Origin of the sequence: Marinobacter sp., assembly GCF_041984545.1 — a bacterium.
GTDB lineage: Bacteria > Pseudomonadota > Gammaproteobacteria > Pseudomonadales > Oleiphilaceae > Marinobacter.
This window is the reverse complement of the sequence record NZ_JBHIXV010000015.1, coordinates 37,731-62,551: the sequence shown is the minus strand read 5'-3', so window position 1 is coordinate 62,551 and position 24,821 is coordinate 37,731. Positions and strand designations below refer to the sequence as shown.

Genomic DNA, 24,821 nt, shown 5'->3' with positions numbered 1-24,821 from the left:
GACTCTTTTGCTGACGGCAAGACAGTTGCTTCGCAACCGGTGGAATTATAGGCTCGGCCAATCGGGCCGCGGAAGCGTATGGCTTATTATGAATCAAGTTACTCTGGTTAATCTGACACTGCTGGTTTCCACTTTCCTGTTGATGAATGGATGCGCCGCCATGCCCGATGCTCCGGCCCCGGAACCGCTCTCAGCGCCCACAACCCAATACGATGCCCGAGTCGTGGCGCCGCCTGACACAAGGCCACTTGGTATCGAGGAACTGGCCGAACGACTGGCCGGTACCGACGTGGTGGTTGTCGGAGAATATCACGGCCATCATGCCTCGCATCTCCTGCAATCACGCCTTCAGCAGGCCCTGTACCGGCAGCACCCGCGGCAGGTCCTGTCCATGGAGCAGTTCGACCTTGACCACCAGGATGCCCTGAACCGATACCTGACCGGCGACATCGGCGAAGCCGAAATGATGGAAGACGCAGAGGCCTGGGACAACTACCGCGGCGCCTACCGGCCCCTGGTGGAGTTTGCGCGCCTGCATGACCTGCCGGTGATCGCTGCCAACGCCCCGGCCCATGTGGTTCGCTGCGTGGGCCGACAGGGGACAGAGTATCTCGACAATCTGCCTGAGCCAGTCAGACACTCCCTGCCAGCCAAGCCCTTCCTCGACATTCCCGCCTACCGGGAGAAGTTCATGGCCGCCATCGGCGCCAGCCACCGGGCAGACAGCACGATGGAGGAGCGCATGAGCAATACCTACAAGGCCCAGCTCCTTCGGGACAACACCATGGCCGAGCGCATTCTCCAGGCACGCTCACAGTATCCGGAACACCAGATCCTGCACATCACCGGCACCTTCCACAGCGAGCAGGGCCTGGGAACGGTCGCCTTGCTGAAGCAACGGGCGCCGGCGATCTCCGTTGCGGTGATCGGCCCGGTTGTCTGGCCCGGGGAAGCCGATACCCCACCCCTGGCAGAGAACCCTACCCGTGGCGACTATCTCTACCTGATCCAGCCCCTGCCGGAGGAATTCCGCGACCCGGAGCGCGCACGCAAGGCCATGACCGAGCGCTTCAGTCGGTCCGCCCGCACGGACTGTGACTGAACACACTCAGTCAATCACCGGACAGCCTGGACTGGTCCTTTCGCGCGCTCTCGAACACCGCGAGATCATCATCACTGAAGAGCACAAAGCGGATGGTCCGGACGGTTCGCAGCTCGTCGAGCGTGTCAGCCACCGCCTCCATGACTACCTCCGCGGCCTGTTCCAGCGGGTATCCGAACACGCCCGTGGATATCGCCGGGAACGCAATCGAGGCCAGGCCATGATGGTCGGCCAACCGGAGCGCATTGTGGATACACTCTCCCAGCAGCCGGTCCGAAGGCTCATCCACCCCATAGACCGGCCCCAGGCAGTGGATGACGTGCCGGTTTGGCAGCTTGTGAGCCCCGGTGATCACCGCCTGACCGGGCTGGATCGGAGCCAGGGGCCGACACTCCTCGGCGAGCTCCGGCCCGGCGGCGCCGTGAATGGCGCCCGCCACACCGCTACCCGGCATCAGCTCGCCGTTGGCGGCATTGACGATGGCATCCATATCCGGCTGTGCGGCGATATTGCCCTGCACGCACTCCACCCTCACCGAAGCTGTCCTGTCTGTCATGATTCCTCCCTTTTCGCCGCAGCGGCGAAACGCTAATCTTGATGGCTGTTTTCAGCATAGCAGTCGACCACCGGCACTTGCCCGGGCCGATTGCGACAGCACACAGGGACACGTCATGAAAGCGATCTCCGCACTGATCCTGGGCATCAGCGCCATCATTGCCGCCGCGCTGATTGGTGATGGCCTCACCGACCTGCGCACCGGCGACCGGTATGTCACCGTCAAGGGCGTGGCGGAACGGGAGGTGACCGCCGATCTCGCGCTCTGGCCTATCCGGTTTGTGGCTACCGGCAATTCCCTGAACGCGGCCCAGGAAAAGGCCCGAAGCAGCCGGGATGCCATCATGGCGTTCCTCAAGCTGCAGGCAATCAGCCAGGACGCGGTGGAGCTGCAACGCCTGGACGTCACCGATACCCGCGCCAACCCTTACCAGAACTCAAACGGCGGGCAGCAGTTCATCATCAACCAGACGCTGATGGTGCGCAGCACCGATATCGACAGAATCCGCCAGGCCGCCCAGGGCGTCAGTGAACTGGTGGACTCGGGCGTGGTGCTGTCGTCTGACTACGGGCCTTCCGGCCCCACCTACCTGTTCAACGGCCTGAACGACATCAAGCCAGACATGATCGCCGAAGCCACAGCCTCGGCCCGGGAAGCCGCCGCGCAGTTTGCAAGGGATGCCAATACCGAACTCGGCGGGCTGCGGCGCGCGAACCAGGGGGTGTTCCAGATATTGGCCCGGGACCAGGCGCCAGGCGTGATGGAAGAGCAGCAGCCAGTGAAAACCGTCCGGGTGGTGGCAACGGTGGAATACTACCTGCGTTAGAATACTACCCGCGCTGAAGGGTGGCCTTACTGCGTTGCCACCATTTCATCGGTCACCCGGTACTCGCCGGCAAGCCAGCGCAGAATCTCATTGGCAGCGGGGTGATCGAACGCGTCGTAGGTGTGCTGCAGACTCTGTCTTTTTTCGTCGCTGATACGCCCCAGGCCGGCGTCCTGCAACACCAGAAGATCCGCCTGCAGCTGCGCGGCCAGATCCCGCCCGAGCACTTCCCGCGAGACGTTGCGGAAGGCCTGGCCGTACTGGTAGGCCGGCCCCAGTCGGTAGGATTCCGCCAGCGTGATCGCGGGGATAGCGGTCAGCGTGGGTTGCAGGGCGGGATTGATGCCGTGTCCTGCCAGATGCGCCGCATTCGCCGCCGGCCGGCCGGTAAAGGCCCGCAAGTGCAAATGCTGCGACATCCGGTCGCCGTCGTTCACCGGGTAGTTGTCCCAGAGCACCGGTTTGCGCCCCAGCAGGTCGCCCACCCGCTTCAGGTGTCCCGGAGAGATCTCCCGGGAACACACTTCCTCTCCGGTCCAGAAAATATTCACCGAATGATCCAGCTTGCGCCCCAGGGTCTCCAGGTAATCGGCGGGCCGCTCGCCGAACACCCGGTCGAGCACGGGGTCGTCGGAATAGTAGCTGGGGCAGACACTCAAACGGGCGATGCCGGTGCGTTCGCGCACCCAGTCGACAATGTCGACCTGGCTCCGGGCAAGGTCCGGCGTGTCGGCGGTCATGTCATCGAACAGAATGGCCAGTTCATCAATGTCCATTCGTTCCAGCAGCGTAAGTTTGCGTGCGAGTGCGTTACGGGCCTCGTCGTCAAACCGGTTAAAAACCTCGAACGGGCTCAACCCGACGCCAAACCGCATGCCCTGTTGGCGGCAGAAACGGGCGAAATCCGCAAGCTCGGCGGCTACCGCCGGCGGGTGCGGCTGTTGCCACTTTCGTCGCAGGTAAAGATCCGCCTTGGGCGCATACAGGTAAAAGCCATAACCGTGCGGGGCCAGGGTTCGCACCAGATGCCGGCGCTCTTCCCAGGTCCACATGGGGCCATAGAATCCTTCGATGATGCCCAGTGTCGTTGTCATGATGCCACGCCCCTCCGGTTTCCTGGGCTGGAGGTTCACCAACCCATAACCATCAATTTTGACTAGACTGGTGAGTATTGCCAACCAGAAAACCGATCCATGTCCCGCATGGCCAGATCCCTTCAAGGAGGCGCGCGATGGAGATAAAAACCTTTGAAGACCTGATTGACTGGACGCGGCAGCTGCATGCCCACCTCGCCAGATGCCTGCACGAGTCCGCCAAGCTCAACAACGACGAGAGGGCCAGCGCATTGCTCGACTACCTCGCCGGCCACGAGGCATTGCTGGAGAAGGCCGTCGGCGAATTCGAGAAACAGGCAGACCGCAAGGCCATGGACACCCGCCTGTACGACTACCTGAACCACAAGCCGATTGGCCCCAGCGCCGACTCCTACACCCATTACGCCTCCATGTCCTTCCGGGACATCGCCGCCGAGGTGTTCCAGTTCCATGATCAGGTCATGGACCTCTACGACTCCCTGATCGGCAAGGCCGAGATTTCCGAGGCCAAGGCCCTGCTGGAAGACCTCCTGTCCATGGAAGAACACGAGGCCATGCGACTTTCGAGTCAGATCGGCCGGATGGAAGATCTCTGATCCCGCGTAAGACCAAGGTCGTACAACCAGCGGTTTTTGATTTAGTTTGTTAACGATAATTGCTAACGTGAACTAGCATTCAGAGTAGTTCAGTCCCTTGACAAGGGGGGGACGCTCGACCCACAAAAACGATAAGAGGATAGAAGAGCAATGAAGATCCGTTCTGTTCTTTCCGCGGCTGTGCTGGCTGTGGCAACTACCTTTGCCTCCACACAGGCGCTCGCCCAAGAGACTTTCACCCTCCGCCTGGCGGAAACCTGGGGACCAAACTTCCCGATTTTCGGTGACACCACCAAGCGCTTCGCCGAAAACGTTGAAAAAATGTCCGACGGACGCCTGAAAGTCCGTATCGATTCCGCCAACAAACACAAGGCCCCCCTGGGCGTGTTTGACATGGTCAAGGCCGGCCAGTACGACATGGGCCACTCCGCGTCCTACTACTGGAAAGGCAAGGTTCCCGAAACCCTGTTCTTCACCAGCATGCCCTTTGGCATGAATGCCATGGAACAGTACGCCTGGTTCTACCACGGCGGCGGCATGGAGCTGATGCAGGAGGTCTACGAGCCCCACAACATGCTGTCCTTCCCCGGCGGTAACACCGGTGTCCAGATGGGCGGCTGGTTCCGCAAGGAAATCAAGTCCCTGGAGGACCTGCAGGGCCTCAAGATGCGCATCCCCGGCTTTGCGGGTGAGGTATTCGCCGAAGTGGGCGTAAGCCCGACCAACATCGCCCCGGGCGAGCTCTACACGGCCCTCGAGCGCAACACCATCGATGCGGTCGAGTGGGTTGGTCCGGCGCTGGACCTGCGTCTTGGCTTCCAGCAGATTGCTGACTACTACTACACCGGTTGGCACGAGCCGGCCACCGAGCTGCAGTTCCTGGTGAACAAGCGGGTATGGGAAAAGCTGCCGGCAGATCTGCAGGAAATCATGCGTGTGGCCATGCGGACCGCGTCCTACGACATGCTGGTTCACTCCCAGCACGCCAACGCCGACGCCTGGGCCAACATCAAGGAAGAGTATCCGAACGTGCAGATCAAGCAGTTCCCGGATGACGTGTTCGACGCCATGTACGCTGCCAACAACAAGCTGCTGGACGAAGCTGCCAAAGGCAGTGAGATGGCTGCAAAAATCATCAAGTCCCAGCAGGAGTACCTGGAGAAGAGCCGCGCCTACACCAACATTTCCGAGCGCGCCTACCTCAACACCATGGCCGAAGTCGAGTAAGATATTGGCTTTAACGGAGCCGGGATCGCTCTTGCAGTGATCCCGGTTTTGTCGTTTAGAGCAATCGAAAATCGCCAGTTCGCTGGCGGAGGATCATCAATGCGGTGGATTATCAAACTGGATGAGGGGCTTGCGCGCCTGTCCACATTCTGTGGCTGGGTGGCCTGTGTTGCCATGATTCTGATGGCAGCCAACGTCTTTTACGACGTGGTGGCCCGCTACGCGTTCAACAATGTTTCAATCGGCATGCAGGAAATGGAGTGGCACCTCTATTCGGTGGTGTTCCTGCTGGGCATTCCCTATGCGCTGCGCACGGATGGTCACGTGCGGGTCGACGTCTTCTACACAAAATGGAGCAACAAGGCCAAGGCATGGGTCAACCTGGTCGGTGCCCTGATCTTTGTCATACCGTTCGCCTACCTGATCGGTATCTTTGGTTACGATTTTGCCCTCGACTCCTACAACATGGGCGAGGGTAGCGGCGATCCGGGCGGCCTCCCGCACCGCTGGATCATTAAATCGGTGATTCCGGTCACCGCGGTTTTCATCGCGATCGCCGGGCTTAACATGATCACCTACGCCCTGCGGGTCATGGCAGGCGACAAGGAATACGAAGGCGAACACAGCGCAGGAGGCCTGTCATGATCGGTATGATTATGTTCGGGGTGGCCCTGCTGATGCTCATGCTGGGGTTCCCGGTTGCCTTTACCTTCGGGGGCGTCGCCCTGTTCTTCGGAATCTTCGCCGAAGGCATGGATCTGTTTGCCTTCATGCCCTACCGCATCATGAGCGTGATGCAGAATACCGTGCTGATGGCCGTGCCCCTGTTTATCTTCATGGGCGTCGTTCTTCAACGGACCCGGTTGGCAGAACAGCTGTTGACCTCCATGGGCCGCCTGTTCGGTGGTTTGCCCGGCGGTCTTGCCATCTCAACCATCCTGGTAGGCGCACTGCTCGCAGCTTCCACCGGTGTGGTCGGTGCCAGTGTGGTTGCCATGGGCCTGATCTCCCTGCCGGTGATGCTGGCCCACAAATACGACAAGCGGCTGGCCACAGGCACCATCTGTGCGTCCGGCACCCTCGGACAGATTGTCCCGCCCTCCATCATCCTGATCATCCTGGGTGACGTTCTGGGCCTCCCCGTGGGCGACCTGTTCAAGGCAGCGGTCTGGCCGGGCGTCGTCCTGATCGGCCTGTACATCATCTACATTCTGGTATTGACCCGGTTCCGGCCTGAGACGGCGCCGGCCATGCCGGAAGACGACAGCGTGTCCCGTAAGAAGGAAATCCTCGACGCGCTGCTGGCCATTATTCCGCCGTTGGCACTCATCGTGGTGGTACTGGGTTCCATCTTCACCGGTATTGCGACGCCTACCGAGTCGTCGGCCCTGGGCGGCGTTGGCGCCGTGGTTCTGGCCATCATCTATCGCCAGTTCTCCTTCAAGATGGTGTGGGATGCCTCCAAGGACACGGTGAAAGTCACCGCCATGGTTTTTGCCATCCTGATCGGTGCTACGGCCTTCTCCATGGTGTTCAGCTACACCGGCGGCGACTACCTGCTGGAGGAATGGCTGCTGCAGCTTCCGGGCGAGAAGTGGGGCTTCATCATTCTGGCCATGGTGGTCATTCTGGTGCTGGGCTTCTTCATCGATTTCGTGGAAATCTCGTTCATCATCGTGCCGATTCTGGCGCCGGTGGCCGAGGCCCTGGGCATCAACATGCTCTGGTTTGCCATCCTGATCGCTATGAACCTGCAAACCAGCTTCCTGACGCCGCCGTTCGGGTTCTCGCTCTTCTACCTGAAGGGAGTGGCACCACCGGAGGTGCGAACAACCGACATCTATCGAGGGGTGTTACCGTTCATCCTGTTGCAGATGCTGGTGCTGGCCCTCATCGTGATCTTCCCCGAGTGGTTCGGGATGAGTTCATCCTACTGACAAGCAACAGCAATCCAGAAAATACCGGGCCCCTGGCCCGGTATTTTTTTTATCCGGCCAAACTCTCCCTCTGTTCGTTCCCTGAGCCGGCGTTTTCCACCGGACCTGACAAAACGCCACTGTTTTCTATACTGAACACACAACTGGCGATTCTCAGAATGGTAGTCGGGAAACCCTGGTACGCGAACATCGCGCAAAAACAGTGATGTTGACAAGCCTGCAAGCAAGGTTATCAAGGGAGAGCGGAGTCCATGAACCAGAGTACTGCCCAGAAACCCCGGGACAGCGAGCAGACGGGCAAGTCCCATGTGCTGACCCTGCCACTGGAAGACACCCACGTTGACCGGTCACCTCACACCTACGAACGCTGGCTGATTGCCAAGCTGATGCGCATGGCCGGCTCGCCGCCGCTGCGGTTCCGGCTCTGGAACGGCGACGTGATCGAACCGGAAGGACAGCAGTCGCAATTCACCTTGAAGCTGACCGATCCCAAGGCCCTGTACGCGCTGGTTACCAACCCCAACCTGGCCTTCGGCGACCTGTACAGTGCCGGCCGCCTGGAGGTGGAAGGTGACCTGCCGGAGCTGATGGAATGTCTGTACCGGTCTGTGCATCAGGCCCGTCAGAAGTGGCCGAAGTGGCTGGAGGCGCTGTGGCGCAACCATAACCCGCGCTCAACCGGCATCTCGGAGGCCAAGGAAAACATTCACCACCATTACGACCTCGGCAACGAGTTCTATCGCCTCTGGCTCGACACGGCGGAAATGCAATACACCTGCGCCTATTACGAATCCGCCCATCTTACCCTGGAACAGGCCCAGCTGGCGAAACTGGAGCATGTCTGCCGAAAGCTCCGGCTCAAGCCCGGGATGACCGTTGTGGAAGCCGGTTGTGGCTGGGGCGGGCTGGCCCGCTACATGGCCCGCAACTACGGGGTGAAGGTGCGCGCCTACAACATTTCCAGGGAACAGCTGGCCTACGCCCGGGAAGAAGCCCGGAAGCAGGAGCTGGATCATCTGGTGGAGTACGTCGAGGACGATTACCGCAACATCGATGGCCAGTACGACGCCTTTGTTTCCATCGGCATGCTGGAGCATGTGGGCAAGGAGAACTACCCCGCCCTCTCCGAGCTGATCAAGCGCAGCCTGAAACCGGACGGCATAGCCCTGCTGCACAGTATTGGCCGCAACCGACCGATGCTGATGAACGCCTGGATCGAGAAGCGGATTTTCCCGGGCGCGTACCCTCCGAGCATCGGCGAGTTCATGGAAATTTGCGAGCACAGCGACTTCTCGGTGCTCGATGTGGAGAACCTGCGCCTGCACTACGCCCAGACCCTGAGCGATTGGATGGAACGGTTCACAGCACGGGAGGACGAGGTCAGCGCCATGTACGACGAGCACTTTACCCGTGCCTGGCGCATGTATCTCGCCGGCTCCATCGCCGCATTCCGGGCCGGATCGCTGCAGCTGTTCCAGGTGGTATTTACCCACGGCGACAACAACCGGCTGCCCCAGAGCCGCCAGGATATCTATGCCTTTCCAGCCGCACCCGAGGAGGCGTGATGGATTATTACGACCTGATCATCGTTGGCGCCGGCCCCGCCGGTTCCACCCTGGCCAGAGCCCTGGAAGACACGGGCAAGAAAGTACTGATCATCGATAAACAGGACTTCCCCCGGGACAAGACCTGTGCGGGCTGGGTGACGCCCGCGGTTATGGAAACGCTCGGTATTGATCAGAAAGACTACGGAACCGGACGGACGCTTCAGCCAATTCGGCGATTCCGAATCGGCATGATGGGGCAGACCGCCGTGGAAAACGACCATGGCGAGGTGGTGAGTTACGGCATTCGTCGCTGCGAGTTCGACGACTATCTTCTGGCTCGGGTCGCGGGCCCGAAACAGCTGGCCACCCCCGTCAAATCCATCGTCCGCAGGGGCGGTAACTGGGTGATCAACGATACCTGGGAAGCGCCACTGGTAGTCGGGGCGGGCGGCCACTTCTGCCCGGTAGCCCGTCTGCTGGGAGACGGACCCGGCGGCCATGAAACCGTGGTGGCCGCCAAAGAGGTTGAATTCGAAATGACCCCGGATCAGGCAGCCAACTGCCAGGCCCGGGGCGACACCCCGGAGCTCTGGTTCTGTCGCGACCTGAAGGGCTACGCCTGGGTTTTCCGCAAGGGCAACTATCTCAACATCGGTCTGGGCCGGGAGGACAATCACAAACTCACCGGCCACCTGGAGGCGTTTGTCGAGGAAATGAAATCGACCGGCCGCATTCCCGCAGACCTGCCCGGGCGATTCAAGGGCCACGCGTACCTGCTCTACGCCCATGCCGAGAGGCCCCTCGTTGACGACGGCGTGATGCTGATTGGCGATGCCGCCGGTCTTGCCTATACCCAGAGCGGCGAGGGTATCCGGCCCGCCATCGAATCCGCCCTGATGGCGGCAGACGTCATCAGGGGGGCGGCCGATTACTCTGCCTCATCGTTGCAGGTCTACGGCGATGCCATTACCGAGCGATTCGGCACCCGTGCCGCAGACGCGGACCAGGGCTGGCAGGTGCCGGACTGGGTCAAGATGCCCCTGGCCAGCACCCTCATGCGGTCACACTGGTTCACCCGCAAGGTGGTCACCGAAAAATGGTTCCTGCACCGGGAGGTGCCGCCCCTGCCAGCCGCTGTCTGAAATGACGAGAAGGGAAAGATAGCCCTTCCCTATCATTTTTCTGAAACCAATTTATTTAACAGTGAGCGCCCAAGCCTGTTCAATAAACTCTCGGAGTTAGTTAATGGAGCAGGTCATGAGCGCGTTGAAGTTATTTGTCCATCATCACGGTGTGCGAGGCGATCAGTCGCTGATTAAAACCGTCACCTTTGCCCTGACCCATTTCACAGTCGCCTTCACCGTGGCGTATCTGCTGACCGGTGACCTGATCATCGGCAGCCTGATTGCCATGGTGGAACCGGCGATCAACACCGTGGCCTACTTCTTCCATGAGAAGATCTGGGCCAGGCGCCAGCGCGGGTTACTGGACAGAAAGACGCCCGCACCACACCCGTCTTCACAGGCGTGCTGAGCTGGCAACCGGCCAGTGTCAGACTCCCGGCCCGCAGTCGGTACAGCCCTCCTCCGGGGCCGGGCCAATGCTGAGATTTCGGTTCAGGTCCTTGAGGGCAGAGCGCAGCCCCTCTTCGATGACCGGATGGTAGAACGGCATCTCCAGCATCTCGCTCACCGTCAGCCGGCGCTGCGCCGACCAGGCCAGCAGGTGCCCAATGTGTTCAGCCGCAGGCCCGAACATTTCAGCGCCCATGAACAGGCCGCTACCGTGCTCTCCGTAGACCCTCAGCAAGCCCCGATTCTTGCCGATCACCCGGCTCCGCCCCTGATCTTCAAAGGACACCTCGCCGACAGCAAAGCAGCCCTGGCAGCGTTCGTTCACCTGATCGATCGTTAGCCCCACCGTCGCGATCTGCGGGTCGGTAAAGACCACAGCCAGAGGCGTCCGGCGCAGTCCTGCGCGCACCTCCGGGTAAGCGGCGGCGTTGTCGCCGGCAATTCGTCCCTCGTCGGCAGCCTCGTGCAACAGTGGCAAGCGGTTGTTGGCGTCGCCGGCGATAAAGACCGAGCTCTGACCACAGCGCAGGGTGTGGGGATCGTAGACCGGCGTGCCGCGGTCATCCAGCTCGAGTTCGGCGTTCTGGATATCCAGGCCGTCGACATTGGGCCGCCGCCCGGCGGCCGCCAGCACATAATCGAACACTTCCCGGGTCTCGCCTGCGTCTTTGTCGATATACGTGACGGCCACGCCGTCTTCTAACCGCTCCACCGACCGGACGTCGGCATCCGGGTCCAGGGGGAATTCTTCATTGAACGTTTCAAGCGCGTATTCCCGGAGACTGTCGTCCTGGATCGGGCCGACACTCCCGCCAACGCCAAACATGCGCACGCGCACACCCAGCCGACTGAGGGCCTGGCCGAGCTCAAGGCCAATAACGCCAGGACCGAACACTGCCACAGAGCCGGGAAGATCCTGCCATTCGAAAATGTCATCATTCACCACCAGTCGATCCTTGGCGTCTTTCAGGAAGCCGGGAACATTGGGACGGGAGCCGGTGGCAATGATGATCCTGTCGGCCTGCACTTCGGTGTCTTCTCCCACCTTCAGCAGATCAGGACCGACAAACCGGGCATGCCCCATCAACCGGTGCTGCCGGGGAAATTTCTCAACCGACCGGATGACGCCGTCAACGAAACGGTCGCGCTCGGAACGAACCCGCTCCATCACCCTCTTGCCATCAATGGCAACCTCCCGGGCGAACACGCCAAACAGCTCACCCATCCGGGCCTGGTGGGCGTTCTCCGCCGCTGCAATCAGCAGCTTGCTGGGCATGCAGCCCACGCGGGCACAGGTGGTGCCGTACTGGTCGGACTCGATCAGGACCACCTTGTCGGTGACTTTCCGTACCCTCTGGTAAGCCACCATGCCCGCGGTACCGGCGCCGATGATGGCAACATCAACCTGTCGTTTATCCATGAACTGCCTCCTGCCAGACGCTCCCGACAGCCGGGAACGGGGGAAAGGTTTGATCGGGTGTGTCCTCAGTATAGAAGCACAGGCAAGGTGCACGCGTCGCGTGAAAAACCCGCGCCTTCACACTATGCTGTCAGGCTTCGATCATTGGTACCCAGTCAGATACGCGCGGGAGGGGAGACACAGACCATGCAGACTTACTGGCCGGAATTTCTGACGGTTGCCCTGGTGCACCTGCTGGCCGTGGCAAGCCCCGGGCCCGATTTTGCGGTTATGCTGCGCCAGGCCCTGTTCCAGAGCCGTCGAAATGCCCTGCTCTGTGCCGTGGGTATCGGCGCCGGTATTCTGGTGCACGTAACCTACTCGCTGCTGGGCATTGGTCTGCTGATACAGCAGTCGATCCTGTTGTTCAGCATTCTGAAAGTGCTGGGCGCCCTGTACCTGGCCTGGATAGCGGTCCAGTGCCTGAGAGCCCGGGCCGGGGGCATCCACGTTGGCCAGCACTCGGGTACCCGGCAATCCGGCGCAGCGGCGCTGCGCCTGGGGTTTCTGACCAACACTCTGAACCCCAAGGCGACCCTGTTCTTCGTGTCGCTGTTCTCGGTGGTCATCAGCCCGGGCACGCCGGTTGCGCTGCAGGCGGGCTATGGCCTGTACATGGCGCTGGCGACCGGACTGTGGTTTGCCATGGTGGCGGTATTCTTCACCCTGCCCCGGGTCCGACGGGGCTTTAACCGGTTCGGGCACTGGCTCGACCGGTTGATGGGCGGCGTGCTGTTGTTGCTTGCCGGCCAGCTCCTGCTCTCTACAGTGAGCGGATCAGAGCCTCCGTCTGGGCCCACCCCAGGCACGGGTCGGTGATCGAGCAGCCGTAACGCAGCTCTTCGCCGTCGTCCTGGCGCCCCGGCTCCAGGAAACTTTCCAGCATCAGCCCCCGGATGTGATGGTTGCCGGCAAGGCGCTGGGCCATCACGTCCCGGGCGATGTCGAGCTGGCGTTCCGCCTGCTTGCGGGCGTTATCGTGGCTGCAATCGACCATCACCGCGGTAGACAGGCAGGCTTTGCGAAGCGAAGCCACCGCCTGCTCAATGCTCCCGGCGTCGTAGTTGGTAATGCCACGCCCACCCCTGAGCACCAGATGGGTGTCGGGGTTGCCGCGGGTGGTGATCATCACCGGTGCTCCGGTGGCTGAAACGCCCATGTGGTGATGTGGATGCGCTGCCGACTTCATGGCGTTGGTGGCCACGGCAATGCCGCCGTCGGTACCGTTCTTGAAGCCGGTCGGCATGGGCAGGCCGCTGACCATCTCCCGGTGCACCTGGGATTCGGTGGTTCTGGCGCCAATGGCGGTCCAGCTGATCAGATCACCGAGATAATCCATGGCGAACGGACTGAGCGCCTCGGTGGCCAGTGGCAATCCCATGCCCGCGAGATTGAGCAGCAGGCGTCGTGATCGCAGCAAACCCTCCCCCAGATTGCCCTCGCCGGTACGCTCCGGATCGTAAAGCAGACCTTTCCAACCCACGGTGGTGCGCGGCTTCTCCAGGTAGGCCCGCATGACAATCAGGAACCGGTCGCTCACCGTATCCGCCAGGACTTTGAGTTTCTCGGCGTATTCCAGCGCCGCCACTTCGTCGTGAATGGAGCAGGGGCCCATCACAATCAGGAGTCTCGGATCGTCCCCCCGCAGGATAGCCCGGATAGCCTGCCGGTGTTCGGCCACCCGGGCGGCCAGCGCATCGGTCGTCGGCATCTTCCGCCGGAGTTCGGCCGGGGTGGGCAGTCTGGTCTCAACCCGGTGGGCTGGCGTGCCCTGGCTGTCCTGCTGGGTCAGTTCGGTTTTCAACGGCATGTTCATGTCAGTGTTTCCGTTTCCCTGGGTCAGAATCAAAAAAGCCCCGGCTGGGCTACCAGTCGGGGCTTTCTGAGTCCGGTGGCAGCCTGGGTTTTCTGCCGGGCTGCCTTCCTCGTTGTTCGTTCGATGAAGATCCTATGGGCGGCCCTGGCTCTGGCTAAAATAAAAGCCATAACCAAACCACCAGAAAAACACAGCAGCGACCGAAGCCACCGGCTTGGCGCCGAAAGCTTGCGAAACATTCAATTGACAGGTCGCGTGTGTGATCTTCATGCTTTTCAATATATACCCCCGGTTTTCCCCTTGGCAACCCGTGCGCCGGAGATTTTTTTCCTCTTCCCTCAAGATCGGGAGCAGACACTGATGGTTTCACCGCAACGTTTCATCTCACTGCTGGTTCTGGTTTGGGCTCTCTTCCTGGCCACCGGGCCGGCCACGGCCCGGGCGGAAACGCGGACCTACGAGTTGAATAACCGGGCTGGCGAGGAGGTCGCCAGGCAGGTTGAGAACCTCTACCAGGGATCGCCCGTCACCGTTATTGCCCGGGGGCAGCAGTTGATCGTGCGCGGTCAGCCGGACCTGCTCGACGAGATTGGCACTCTGGTGGAGACCCTGGACGTGGCGCCGGTGCAGCTGCGGATCACTGTTCGCTCCAGCACCGACAGCGGCGGCAAGCGCTCGGGCGCGGGCGTATCGGTGACCAACGACCAGGTTGGCATCGGCGCTGAACGCCGGGTGACTACTACTGGACAGAACCAGGAGCGGAGCCTGGTGATGCAGGACGGCCAGTCTGCCCACATCACCTCTGGCCAGATCCGCACCCTGCCTGTGGCCATTCAGGGCGGAAGAAATCCCGCGGCATTTCTGCAACAGGTGGAAACACGCAGCGGCTTCCTGGTAAGCCCCCAGGTCATTTCCGACCAGGCGGTGGAGCTGAGCATCGTGTCATTCGAGGAGGACCCGGCATCGATCGAGGGCTATGAAACCGAGGCACTGGTGACCGTTCGCAGGGTGGAACCGGGCCAATGGGTCAGCCTCGGCAGCACCAGTACCCGCAGATCTCAGCAACGAAGCGGCATCACCTACCAGGTGAACAGCAGCCGCTCAGACAACCGCAGCTTTGAAGTGAGAGTGGAGCTCCTGCCCTGAGATCAGGTTTTGCGCCGGGCCAGCAGCACCTGCTTGGCCTCGTTTAGCTTGGCCGCCAGGTAATCGTTGCCGCCGCGATCGGGATGGAGTTTCTGCATTAACCGCCGGTGCGCCATGACAATATCCTGCTCCGGACAATCCTCGTCTACGCCCAGGATGTCGCAGGCTTCTCGCACCGACATACGGTCGGTTGCCGGAACCCCGGAGTCTTGCCTTCGGCCAAAGGGATCTTCTCCCCGGGCGCCCTCGCTGTCCCCGACGCCAAAAAGGCGGCTGATGGCAGGCGCGTACTTCAAGAGAGCCGGCAACTTTCGCAACAGTGGAATGACCGCTGCCACGGCCGCTGTCAGCACGTGAACCCGGCCGGTGAGCACCATGAAGACCAGCAGTGCACCGCCCACCACCAGGACAATTTTCCAGATGGCCGCCTTCTTCTTTTCTGCCGTCAAGGCGCCCCACTGCTTAAGAATCACAAACACCGCCGCGGCCAATGCGATTCCCAGAATCCACTGCATGGTTGATCCCTACTCTGAATGCCGTCGTAATTCTGTCACCGACAACCATTAGATTACCAGCACCCCGGTGGAAAAACGGTACTGGCCAAAGCCCCTCGCAATACGGCAAGATCGGCAGGCCAGACTAGTGTCCCGTCTGGCTAATTCCTTAACCTACTGAGCGCCTGAAAAGCCGAAGAGCTAGGCGTGCTGGTGAAGGTTTGGTGGTTCCAAATCGAGCCAGCAGAACGACGCTTTTCGGCTTTTCAGAAGCTCCCGAAGGGCTTGCCTCTGGGGACTCTGAGCCGGTGTTGCCAGTCCTTGATGTGGAACCACCACATCTGCAGACTGGCGCCTTGGTCAGAGTCCCCAGAGGCAAGCAGTAGATTGAGGAATTAGCCAGACGGGACACTAGATAGAAATACCTACAACCCGGTGACAATAGCAATCGTATTTTTGTAGGATGCTATGTTTCGTCACACGTGAATGATTCCCGTATTCAATCAGTCTGTCGTGTAATGGATCGGCAAGGGAACGCAGATCACCCGCCTCCCCTGAATCCCGACACTGTTGCAGCGCCCAGACTGGACAAAGATTTCCAGGACCCGACCTATGCGTACTGCTTCCCGCTTTGTGATTGTCATTATCTTTCTTGGCGTGGTGCTTGGGGGCATCTTCGGCTACAAGTTCTACCAGTTCGGCCAGATGCAGGAGCAGATGTCCCAGCCCCAGCCGCCCGCCCAGATCTCCGCCACCGAAGCCCGCACCGAGAGCTGGACACCTGCCATCAAGGCCGTTGGCAGTGTGGAAGCGATCAACGGCATCGAGGTGGCCAACGAAGTGCCCGGCGTGATTGAAACCATCAATTTCGAGTCCGGTGACGTGGTCAAGCAGGGTGACGTACTCATCCGGATCGATTCGGCCATCGACGAAGCCGCGCTGCGCACGCGACGGGCCGAAGCGCAACTGGCGGAACAGGAATTCAAGCGTGTATCTGACCTGCTGCCCAAACGCGCCGTTTCCCAGTCCCAGTACGACGAAGCCAAAGCCAACTTCGACGCTGCCCGCGCGCGGGTCAATGAAGCCGAAGCACAGCTCAGCAAGAAGATCATCCGGGCTCCCTTCGACGGCACCCTCGGTATCCGTATGGTGGATCAGGGCGAATACATTGCCACCGGCACCCCGATTGTCGAGATCAACATGCTTGATCCGATTTACGTGGATTACACCCTGTCGGAAAAGAATCTGCCGGACATCGACACCGGGTATCCGGTGATCGCAACGGTCGCAGCCGTGCCTGAGCAGCAGTTCAAGGGCACCGTCAGCGCCATCAATACCTCGGTCAATCCGGAAACCCGTACCGTTCGCATCCGGGCAACCCTCAAGAACCCGGCCAATCTGCTGCGCCCGGGTATGTTTGCCACGGTGCTGACCCAGCAGCCAAAAGATAATGAGGTGGTAACTGTGCCGCGCACCGCCATCTCCTACAACACCTACGGCGATTTCGTGTTTGTGGTCGCGGAAAACGACAACGGCGAGCTGGTGGTTGAGCGGCGCACGGTTACTACCGGCGAGACCCGCAACACCCGCGTGGCCATCCTGTCCGGGCTGGAAGCCGGCGAAACCGTGGTTTCCAAGGGCCTCCTGCGTCTGCGTGCCGGCCAGAAGGTCACCATCCAGGAGAGCAGCGAGTCGCAGGACAGCAAGCAGGAGGCGTCTGAGTAATGCGCTTCACCGATATCTTCATCCACCGGCCGGTACTGGCCACGGTGGTCAGCCTGCTGATCCTGCTCCTTGGCGCCAGGGCCGCCATGGAAATGGAGATACGGCAGTACCCGGAGCTTGAAAGCACCACGGTGACGGTCACCACTGCCTACCCCGGTGCCAGCTCGGACCTGATCAAGGGGTTCATCACCACGCCGCTGCAGCAGGCCATTGCCGAGGCCAGCGGCATTGATTACCTCACGTCCACCAGTTCCCAGGGCACTTCGACCATCGAAGCGAAGATGATCCTGAACTACGACGCCAATGCGGCGCTGGCAGAGATTCAGGCCAAGGTGGCCAGCCAGCGCAACGTGCTGCCGGCGGAGGCCCAGGATCCGGTCATCACCTCCACCACCGGCGACTCCACGGCGCTGATGTACATCGCGTTCTACAGTGAAGAGCTGGCCGTTCCCCAGATTACCGATTACCTGACCCGAGTGGTGCAGCCCCGTCTGCAGGCGCTGTCCGGCGTCGGCAAGGCGGAACTGCTGGGCCGGAAGTTTGCCCTGCGGGTATGGCTGGACCCGGAACGCCTGGCGGCGGTGGACATGACCCCGCAGGAAGTGGTGGCACGGCTTCGTGCCAACAACTATCAAGCGGCCGTGGGTAACACCAAAGGCACCTACACCGAAATCAGCATGACCAGCGACACCGACGTGGCCGACCCGGACGCGTTCCGGAACCTGGTGGTGAAACAGGCCAACGGTACCCAGATTCGCCTGCAGGACATTGCCCGCGTGGAGCTCGGCTCCGAAACCTACAACCAGCTGGCGCTGTACAAGGGCCAGCCTGCCACCTACGTGGCCATTGAGCTTGCCCCGGGAGCCAACCCGCTGACCGTGGCTGGCCTGGTGAAGGACCAGCTCCCCGACATTGAGAGCCAGCTGCCGGACGGCCTGAAAGTTCGCCTGGCCTACGATGCGTCCGACTTCATCGAGGACTCCATCAACGAGGTCATCAAGACCCTGCTAGAGGCCCTGGTGATCGTTCTGGTGGTTGTGTTCCTGTGCCTCGGTTCCATTCGAGCCTCGGTGGTACCTTCTGTGGCGGTGCCGCTGTCACTGGTTGGCGGCGCCTTTATCATGCTGATGTTCGGGTTTTCCCTGAACCTGCTGACCCTGCTGTCCATGGTGCTTGCCATCGGCCTGGTGGTGGACGACGCCATCATCATGGTGGAAAACGTTCATCGCCACATCGAGCAGGGCGAATCCCGCTTCGAGGCAGCCATTCACGGCGCCCGTGAAATGGCGGTGCCGATCATCGCCATGACCACTACCCTCGTGGCAGTGTACGCACCCATCGGCTTCATGGGTGGGCTGGTTGGGTCCCTGTTCACCGAATTTGCCTTCACCCTTGCCGGCACCGTGGTGATTTCCGGGATCGTGGCACTGACCCTCTCACCGATGCTCTCGGGCAAGGTGCTCAAGCCCCACGGCAACCCGGGGCGCTTCGAGAGCCTGGTGGAGAAAACCTTCAACGGCCTGGCAGCGAGCTACAAGCGGGCGCTCAGCTCACTGATGCAGACCAAGTCAGTGGTTATCTTCTTTGCCGTGGTGGTTCTGGGCTCCATCTACTTCATGGTGACCATGAGCCAGAACGAACTGGCGCCGACTGAAGACCAGGGCATCCTGTTCTACCAGGGCCTCGGGCCACAGACCTCTACCCTGGATTACCTGCTTGAGCACGGCAACGAGATCCAGGAGCGCATGGAAACCGTCCCGGGCTACAACGAGGATTTCCAGATCATCGGCATTACCGGCCCCAATGCGGTATTTGGCGGTTTCAAGATGGCGCCCTGGAGCCAGCGTGAGATCAGCCAGTTTGAGGCCCAGCCGCTGCTCGATGCCGAACTCAAGAAGGTGACCGGCCTGCAGACCGCCGTATTCCCCCGTCCGTCCCTGCCGGGCTCGGGCGGCGGCCTGCCGTTCCAGTTCGTGATCACCACGGGCAGCAGCTACGAGCAGCTGAATCAGGTGGCCGATGCAATGCTCGGCAAGGCCATGGCCAGCGGCAACTTCATGTTCCTGCAGAAGTCCATCAACTTCGACCGGCCCATTACCCGCATCAATGTCGACCGGGACCGGGTTGCCGACCTGGGTCTTTCAATGCAGGACGTCGGCCAGAGTCTGTCGAGCATGCTCGGCGGCGGCTACATCAACCGCTTCAGCATGGAAGGCCGCTCTTACCAGGTGATTCCACAGGTGGACCAGCAGTTCCGGCTGGACGCCCAGGCGCTGAACGATTACTACATCCGGGCCGATAATGGCGAACTGGTGCCCCTGGGCAGCGTGGTCAGTTTCACCCGGGACGTGGAGCCATCGAACCGCACCCAGTTCAACCAGCAGAACTCGCTGACGCTCCAGGGCGTTGTCATGCCCGGGGTGGCGGCGGGGACCGCCATGGACTTCATGGAGCAGACCGCGGCCGAGGTGTTGCCCCAGGGCTTCAGCTACGACTACACCGGCCAGACCCGACAGCTGGCCACCCAGGGCAGCGCCCTGATGGTGACCTTCTTCCTGTCACTGCTGGTGATCTACCTGGTGCTGGCGGCGCAGTTCGAGAGCTGGCGTGATCCGTTCATCATCCTGGTGTCCGTCCCCATGTCGGTGGCCGGTGCCATGGCGTTCATTGTGCTCGGGTTCGCCTCCATGAACATCTACACCCAGGTGGGGCTCATTACCCTGATCGGGGTGGTGTCCAAGAACGGCATCCTGATCGTGGAATTCGCCAACCAGCTGCAGAAAGAGCGGGGGCTCAACAAGTTTGACGCGGTGGTGGAAGCGGCCGCCATCCGGCTGCGGCCCATCATCATGACCTCGCTGGCGCTTATCTTTGCGATGGTGCCGCTGCTGATTGCCATCGGCCCGGGCGCCGAGAGCCGTTTCGCCATCGGCCTGACCATCAGTGCCGGCCTGGGCATTGGCACGCTGTTCACCATCTTCGTGCTGCCGGCGTTCTACATTCTGCTCGGCCGTGATCATCACGGCACTGCCGCTGAAGAGTATGGCAACGGCGGAGAGAGTCAGGACAAAGCCGCTCCGGCACACTAGACTAATGAATCAGGGCCCGGCCACAACTCTGTGTGCCGGGCTTTTTGTACCCCGGTTGCAAAAAGGCAAAACAACGCTGTGACTCTCGGAACCCTGTTCTGGCTGTTCGTGGCCGGCTTCGCTGTCTGGTACTGGTGGCGCGCCAAGGCCATCAAGGATTTCGTGCTCCAGGCCGCACACCGCTACTGCAACAGCATGGATGTCATGCTGCTCGACGACGCCGTCTTTCTGCGCGGGCTCTGGTTCAAGCGCGACGAACAGGGCCGGCTTCGGGTGTGGCGGCGGTTCCTGTTCGATTTCACCTCCACCGGTGAGGAACGCTATACCGGCCGCATCATCATGCTGGGACAGCGCATCCAGCACATGGAACTGGAACCACACCGGTTTTCCTGACTCCCCCCGGTACCCGGCCTCCCCCATTTGGGCGATTTCTCAACACCGCATCTGCACGAATAATCGACAACGCATCGACGACCGTCGGCCAACTCACGTGGCCGTCAACAAAAACAACAGGAGTCAAACATGCGTTCCCGACTTACCGCAGCAATCATGCTGGGGCTGGCCTTGCTGTCAGTCTCATTTTTCAGTCACGCCAGCTACACCCAGACCCGACATCCGATCGTGCTGGTTCATGGCGTCACCGGTTTCAACACCATCGGTGGCCTGATCAACTATTTCCACACCATTCCCTGGAACCTCGAACGAAGCGGCGCGAGGGTGTATTCCGCCAGCGTTTCCTTCGTGAACAGCAGTGAACAGCGGGGCCAGCAATTGGCCAACTACATCAATACCCTGGGGCATTCCAAGGTCAACCTCATGGCCCACAGCCAAGGGGCACCGACCTCCCGGGTTGCCGCCGCCCTGATCCCCCACCGGATCGCCTCGATTACGTCGATCGACGGCGTCAACAAGGGCTCGAAAGTGGCGGATGTTATCCGTGGCATCATTCCGCCGGGCAGTTACGTTGAAGGCGGGGCCGATGCCATTGCCAACGCCCTGGGTGAGCTGATCAACGCCCTGTCTGGCGCCAGCAACCCTCAGGATGGCCTGGCCGCCCTTGAAACGCTCACCACACCCGGCACCACCAGCCTGAACAATGCCCTGGGCTGGAAAGGCGTAAACCGCTACAACTGTGCCGGTACCAGTGAAGACGTGTGGATCAACGGTAACCGCGTCAAGTTCTTCTCGTGGACAGGCCGGGGCGTCTGGACCAACGTCTTCGACATCACCGATCCGTTCCTGGGCATCACCTCGCTGGCCTTCGGCAGCGAGCCCAACGATGGCCTGGTCGGCGTCTGCTCCACCATGATGGGCAATGTGATCGGCACCCACTACGACATGAACCACGTGGATGCCATCAATCACCTCCTGGGCGCCCGTTCGCTCTGGACCAACCCCGTCACACTCTACCGCACCCAGGCTAACCGGCTGAAAAACCGCGGGTTGTGAGGTTCCGATGAAAGCAAGAACCATCGATTTCCCTCGATGGCTGATTGCCGGGGCACTGTCGACCGTTCTGGTCGGCGGTGCCTTCTGGTACATGCAGCCGACCCTTCCCCCGGACAATCACCAGCCAACCACTGGCACTCAGGCATCGGACCAATCATCTGCCCCGGTGAATGCCAGTGCCGGCACCAACGATCAGCGTCAGCCCGCGCCAGCCCCTGAACCCACACAGGAAGAGCAATACCAGACACCGCAGTCCCTCGGGCCCGAGCCTTTCGCTCCGTCCCTGGCGGGCACCCAGATCGACGGTGTGCTCAGGGCCGATGCCAACGGCCAACTGGTGGTCGATCTGAGGGTTCGCGATTTCTTTGATTACTTCCTCAGCACGGTCGGGGAAGTGTCTCCGGAGACCGCCATTGGCCAGATTGAGTCAATGGCTCGCACCCATCTGCCTGAGGCCGCCGCCAGCCGGGCCCTGGAACTGCTCGACCAGTACCTGGCCTACAAGCAGTCGGCGCTCTCTGTGATGCAGACCGAACTGGATCCCGCCCTGCGGGAGGACCCCTCCTATCAGCTGCGTGCGCTGGGCGATGCGCTGGCCAGACTCAAGCAGCTACGACAAACCACCTTCGATACCGAAGCCCACCAGGCCTTCTTCGGCCTGGAGGAAGCCTACAGTGAATACACCCTGGCCGGCCTGGCCATCCAGCAGCGGAACGACCTCAGCAGCCAGGGCAAACAGGCACTGATCGAATGGCATCGCAACCAGTTACCGGAACAAATCCGCAACACCGAACAACGCCTGCATGCCAGCACCCGTCAACAGCAGGCCCGGGTCGCGGCCATCGACGCCGCTGGCTCACCCTCCGATGCCGGCGAGCGCCTTGCCGAGCTGGGGCTGCCGGCCGAGGAAGTCACCAGCGTGGTGAACTATCTGGAGAACCGGGAACGCTTCGAAGGCCGGTTCGAGGACTTCCGGCAGGCCATGAACGAAGAAGACACTTCCGGTCTCTCGGCGGCCGATCGTGATCGCCATCGGGAAAACCTTCTGGAGCAGTATTTTCCGGATGAACAGGACCGGACCTGGGCGCGTCTGAAGATGCTCGGCAACAGCTGAGGAATGTGCGGGGACTCCCGAAACTCTCGGGGCCGGCCGGATACAATCCCGGTAACGATGGCACGGAAATGGTCATGGATACCGAGCAGATCAGAAAGCAGCAGGCGTCCGGGTTCGGCTACCTGCGTTTTGAGCCGGCGCTCGAAGCCCCCTACCGGCTGGCCCGGGCCGCCCTGATTCGGCAGCGGGCCCGGCCGGTGTCTATCGCCGGATTTTTGCTGTTCCTGGTTTACGCCGGCATGGATCTGGTCACCCTGCCCCCGGACCTGGCCAGAGTGACGGTATCCATTCGCCTGGCCATTACCTGCCCTGTGATCGCAATAGTAGTATGGCTGGCCTACCGACCCACGCCGTCCGACCGGGTGTTTGAGCACATCTATCTGGCAGCGTATCTGGTCGGCGGGCTGTGCGTGGTTGCCATCATCGGCGTGGCCCGATCCATGGCTTTCCCGCTGCCGTACGAAGGCATGATTCTGATGCTGATGTTCGGGTATTTCGCCATGGGCCTGCCGTTTCTCAGCGCCTCTCTGGTGTCCTGGGTGCTGGTGGCCAGTTACCTACTGGTAGAACTCTGGACCGCCGAGCCAGCCGGCGACCTGCTCATCAACCTGTTTTTCCTGGCGACTGCCAACGTGATCGGCATGATCGGGGCCTGGACCAGTGAGTACCGGCACCGGGCACACTTTCTGGATCGCCAGCTGCTCAAACACCTGCACCACGCGGCCCGCGAGGAAAGCCAGCGCAAGACCGAGCTGATCACCGCCGCCAGCCACGATCTCCGGCAACCTCTCAATGTCATTGATATCACACTGCAGACGCTGGCCCCGGGTCCGGACTCCGTCGCCGGGCAGTTGCGGGACCGGGTCCGGCACCTCCGGCGACTGCTGAGCACCGTCTTCGACAGTGCACGGCTGAACGAGGGCATGATTACGGCGGAACTGCAGCCCGTTCGCCTGGCAGGGCTCTATCAGGACCTGGAGGATCTGGTCGCCGATTCTCAGAGCCGGGAATGCATGGCTCTGGAGGTTGACCATGAGTCAGGCCATCACCAGGTGGTGGCCGACCCCAGCCTGCTGTTCCGGGTATTGCAGAATCTGGTCTTCAATGCGCTGGAGCACAGCGGTGGTCGCCGGGTCCGCCTGCAGGCCAGCGTCGAAGCCGGCCAGGTGACTGTGGAGGTTTCGGACGATGGCCGGGGGCTGCCGGCCGAACTCAAGGACAGCCTGTTCCTGCCCTACGTGCGTGGGCACGGGTCCAGCGAGTGCCCGGGACTGGGCCTGGGGCTGACCATTGTGCGGGAGTTTATCGCCTTGATGCACGGCAGTTGTGGCGCCAGGTCACGGCCGGAGGGTGGCGCCATCTTCTGGGTCCGTCTGCCTGCGGTTACAGCCAGCCCCGCTCGCGAGCCAGATTCACGCATTCCGTCCGGTTATGCACGCCCAGTTGGGTGAAGATTGCTTTCAGATGGGTTTTCACGGTGTGCTCGGTGAGGTTCAGGCTCTGGCAGATGCGTTTGTTGGGAAAGCCCTGAGCCAGTAGCAAAAGCACGTCCAGCTGTCGGGGCGTGAGCGGCATATCCGACCCTAACGGGGCAACGCCCCCGGGGAAATAGCCGTCGCCCCGTATAACGGCCCGTACCATGCGAACCAGCGCTGCGCGACCAGCGGATTTGGCCAGAAAACCACGGGCACCGGCTGCCCGGGCAGCCTGAACCGCGCCGGCGTCATCACTGCTTGAAATGATGACCACCGGAGGCGCCTGGGGGCTGGGCGCCAGTCTTGGCAACAACGCCAATCCCGTTTCTCCCTCCAGGGCAACATCAAGGAGGATCAACTGAAAGTCCGGATGGCGCGCCAATAGAAGGGTGGCCGCCTCAACGGTGGGGGCGGTGAAAATCTCCGCAGCCAGGCTCTCCTGTTTCAGTAAACCGGCCAGTCCCTGGGCAAACAGGGCGTGGTCATCAACCAGCAGCACCTTGCCCAGCGGCAACGGCGGCTCCGGGCGCGCGGATGGCATTGGCCGTGATGGTGTGGCTTGCATACTGTGCCTCTTCCCGCTGTGTTTGTTTTT

The 24,821-nt window shown here is 61.3% G+C and carries 23 protein-coding genes; 17 read left to right on the top strand and 6 right to left on the bottom strand.

All coding sequences use genetic code 11. The features are described 5' to 3' along the window. Nucleotides 1–160 precede the first annotated feature (160 nt). Nucleotides 161–1,102, top strand: a complete 942-nt coding sequence (locus ACFC20_RS09165; RefSeq protein ID WP_375192750.1) for a ChaN family lipoprotein — start codon at nucleotides 161–163, stop codon at nucleotides 1,100–1,102. A 10-nt stretch (nucleotides 1,103–1,112) separates the two neighbouring features. On the opposite strand, the gene ACFC20_RS09160 is transcribed toward ACFC20_RS09165, so the two are convergent. Next, nucleotides 1,113–1,658 carry a macro domain-containing protein gene (locus ACFC20_RS09160; protein ID WP_375183269.1) on the bottom strand — a complete coding sequence of 182 codons (546 nt, stop codon included), beginning with the start codon at nucleotides 1,656–1,658 and terminating at the stop codon, nucleotides 1,113–1,115. Between the two features lie 115 nt (nucleotides 1,659–1,773). Between ACFC20_RS09160 and ACFC20_RS09155 the strand changes: the two genes are divergently transcribed. Next, a complete protein-coding gene (locus ACFC20_RS09155; protein ID WP_375183270.1) occupies nucleotides 1,774–2,484 on the top strand; it encodes an SIMPL domain-containing protein in 711 nt (236 codons plus the stop codon). A 26-nt stretch (nucleotides 2,485–2,510) separates the two neighbouring features. Here ACFC20_RS09155 and ACFC20_RS09150 read toward each other — a convergent pair whose 3' ends face one another. Further along, a complete protein-coding gene (locus ACFC20_RS09150; RefSeq protein ID WP_375183271.1) occupies nucleotides 2,511–3,578 on the bottom strand; it encodes a beta-N-acetylglucosaminidase domain-containing protein in 1,068 nt (355 codons plus the stop codon). Nucleotides 3,579–3,715: 137 nt separating this feature from the next. On the opposite strand from ACFC20_RS09150, the gene ACFC20_RS09145 reads away from it, so the two are divergent. From ACFC20_RS09145 to ACFC20_RS09115, 7 genes are all read left to right on the top strand, one after another. Beyond that, nucleotides 3,716–4,174, top strand: coding sequence for an ATPase (locus ACFC20_RS09145; RefSeq protein WP_375183272.1), 459 nt, complete (start codon nucleotides 3,716–3,718; stop codon nucleotides 4,172–4,174). Between the two features lie 150 nt (nucleotides 4,175–4,324). Beyond that, entirely contained in the window at nucleotides 4,325–5,401 is a 1,077-nt protein-coding gene (locus ACFC20_RS09140) for a TRAP transporter substrate-binding protein (RefSeq protein ID WP_375192725.1), read from the top strand. 99 nt (nucleotides 5,402–5,500) lie between these two features. Next, nucleotides 5,501–6,046 carry a TRAP transporter small permease subunit gene (locus tag ACFC20_RS09135; RefSeq protein WP_375192724.1) on the top strand — a complete coding sequence of 182 codons (546 nt, stop codon included), beginning with the start codon at nucleotides 5,501–5,503 and terminating at the stop codon, nucleotides 6,044–6,046. Beyond that, on the top strand, nucleotides 6,043–7,338 hold the full coding sequence (locus ACFC20_RS09130) for a TRAP transporter large permease subunit (RefSeq protein ID WP_375192723.1): 1,296 nt from the start codon (nucleotides 6,043–6,045) through the stop codon (nucleotides 7,336–7,338). The genes ACFC20_RS09135 and ACFC20_RS09130 overlap by 4 nt, the downstream gene beginning before the upstream one ends. A gap of 251 nt (nucleotides 7,339–7,589) precedes the next feature. Next, complete coding sequence (locus tag ACFC20_RS09125) at nucleotides 7,590–8,903, top strand: class I SAM-dependent methyltransferase (RefSeq protein WP_375192722.1); 1,314 nt, start codon at nucleotides 7,590–7,592, stop codon at nucleotides 8,901–8,903. Continuing rightward, nucleotides 8,903–10,027: an NAD(P)/FAD-dependent oxidoreductase gene (locus ACFC20_RS09120; protein ID WP_375192721.1), complete on the top strand. Its 1,125-nt coding sequence runs from the start codon at nucleotides 8,903–8,905 to the stop codon at nucleotides 10,025–10,027. The genes ACFC20_RS09125 and ACFC20_RS09120 overlap by 1 nt, the downstream gene beginning before the upstream one ends. A 115-nt stretch (nucleotides 10,028–10,142) precedes the next feature. After that, a complete protein-coding gene (locus tag ACFC20_RS09115) occupies nucleotides 10,143–10,418 on the top strand; it encodes a DUF2061 domain-containing protein (protein WP_375192720.1) in 276 nt (91 codons plus the stop codon). An 18-nt stretch (nucleotides 10,419–10,436) separates the two neighbouring features. On the opposite strand, the gene ACFC20_RS09110 is transcribed toward ACFC20_RS09115, so the two are convergent. Continuing rightward, a complete protein-coding gene (locus ACFC20_RS09110) occupies nucleotides 10,437–11,879 on the bottom strand; it encodes a dihydrolipoyl dehydrogenase (RefSeq protein ID WP_375192719.1) in 1,443 nt (480 codons plus the stop codon). Nucleotides 11,880–12,065: 186 nt separating this feature from the next. Between ACFC20_RS09110 and ACFC20_RS09105 the strand changes: the two genes are divergently transcribed. Further along, nucleotides 12,066–12,737, top strand: a complete 672-nt coding sequence (locus tag ACFC20_RS09105; protein WP_375192718.1) for a LysE family translocator — start codon at nucleotides 12,066–12,068, stop codon at nucleotides 12,735–12,737. On the opposite strand, the gene ACFC20_RS09100 is transcribed toward ACFC20_RS09105, so the two are convergent. After that, nucleotides 12,682–13,734 (bottom strand): 3-deoxy-7-phosphoheptulonate synthase, encoded by a 1,053-nt coding sequence (locus tag ACFC20_RS09100; protein ID WP_375192717.1) that lies wholly within the window; start codon nucleotides 13,732–13,734, stop codon nucleotides 12,682–12,684. The genes ACFC20_RS09105 and ACFC20_RS09100 overlap by 56 nt on opposite strands. Nucleotides 13,735–14,094: 360 nt before the next feature. Here ACFC20_RS09100 and ACFC20_RS09095 point away from each other — a divergent pair, with 360 nt between their 5' ends. Then, complete coding sequence (locus ACFC20_RS09095; RefSeq protein WP_375192716.1) at nucleotides 14,095–14,880, top strand: secretin N-terminal domain-containing protein; 786 nt, start codon at nucleotides 14,095–14,097, stop codon at nucleotides 14,878–14,880. Nucleotides 14,881–14,882: 2 nt separating this feature from the next. On the opposite strand, the gene ACFC20_RS09090 is transcribed toward ACFC20_RS09095, so the two are convergent. After that, nucleotides 14,883–15,395, bottom strand: a complete 513-nt coding sequence (locus ACFC20_RS09090) for a DnaJ domain-containing protein (protein ID WP_375192715.1) — start codon at nucleotides 15,393–15,395, stop codon at nucleotides 14,883–14,885. A gap of 591 nt (nucleotides 15,396–15,986) precedes the next feature. Here ACFC20_RS09090 and ACFC20_RS09085 point away from each other — a divergent pair. The 6 genes from ACFC20_RS09085 (at nucleotide 15,987) to ACFC20_RS09060 (ending at nucleotide 24,202) form a co-directional block, all read left to right on the top strand. Then, on the top strand, nucleotides 15,987–17,099 hold the full coding sequence (locus tag ACFC20_RS09085; RefSeq protein ID WP_375192714.1) for an efflux RND transporter periplasmic adaptor subunit: 1,113 nt from the start codon (nucleotides 15,987–15,989) through the stop codon (nucleotides 17,097–17,099). Continuing rightward, entirely contained in the window at nucleotides 17,099–20,188 is a 3,090-nt protein-coding gene (locus ACFC20_RS09080; RefSeq protein ID WP_375192713.1) for an efflux RND transporter permease subunit, read from the top strand. Before ACFC20_RS09085 ends, ACFC20_RS09080 begins: the two co-directional genes overlap by 1 nt. 78 nt (nucleotides 20,189–20,266) lie before the next feature. Beyond that, nucleotides 20,267–20,581: a DUF3301 domain-containing protein gene (locus ACFC20_RS09075; protein ID WP_375192712.1), complete on the top strand. Its 315-nt coding sequence runs from the start codon at nucleotides 20,267–20,269 to the stop codon at nucleotides 20,579–20,581. Nucleotides 20,582–20,710: 129 nt separating this feature from the next. Beyond that, a complete protein-coding gene (locus ACFC20_RS09070; protein WP_375192711.1) occupies nucleotides 20,711–21,637 on the top strand; it encodes an esterase/lipase family protein in 927 nt (308 codons plus the stop codon). Between the two features lie 7 nt (nucleotides 21,638–21,644). After that, nucleotides 21,645–22,751, top strand: coding sequence for a lipase secretion chaperone (locus ACFC20_RS09065; RefSeq protein WP_375192710.1), 1,107 nt, complete (start codon nucleotides 21,645–21,647; stop codon nucleotides 22,749–22,751). Between the two features lie 74 nt (nucleotides 22,752–22,825). Further along, nucleotides 22,826–24,202 (top strand): sensor histidine kinase, encoded by a 1,377-nt coding sequence (locus tag ACFC20_RS09060; protein WP_375192709.1) that lies wholly within the window; start codon nucleotides 22,826–22,828, stop codon nucleotides 24,200–24,202. On the opposite strand, the gene ACFC20_RS09055 is transcribed toward ACFC20_RS09060, so the two are convergent. Next, the gene (locus tag ACFC20_RS09055; RefSeq protein ID WP_375192708.1) at nucleotides 24,135–24,791 is read right to left on the bottom strand and encodes a response regulator transcription factor; all 657 of its coding nucleotides are present in this window, start codon (nucleotides 24,789–24,791) and stop codon (nucleotides 24,135–24,137) included. The genes ACFC20_RS09060 and ACFC20_RS09055 overlap by 68 nt on opposite strands. Between the last annotated feature and the right edge of the window lie 30 nt (nucleotides 24,792–24,821).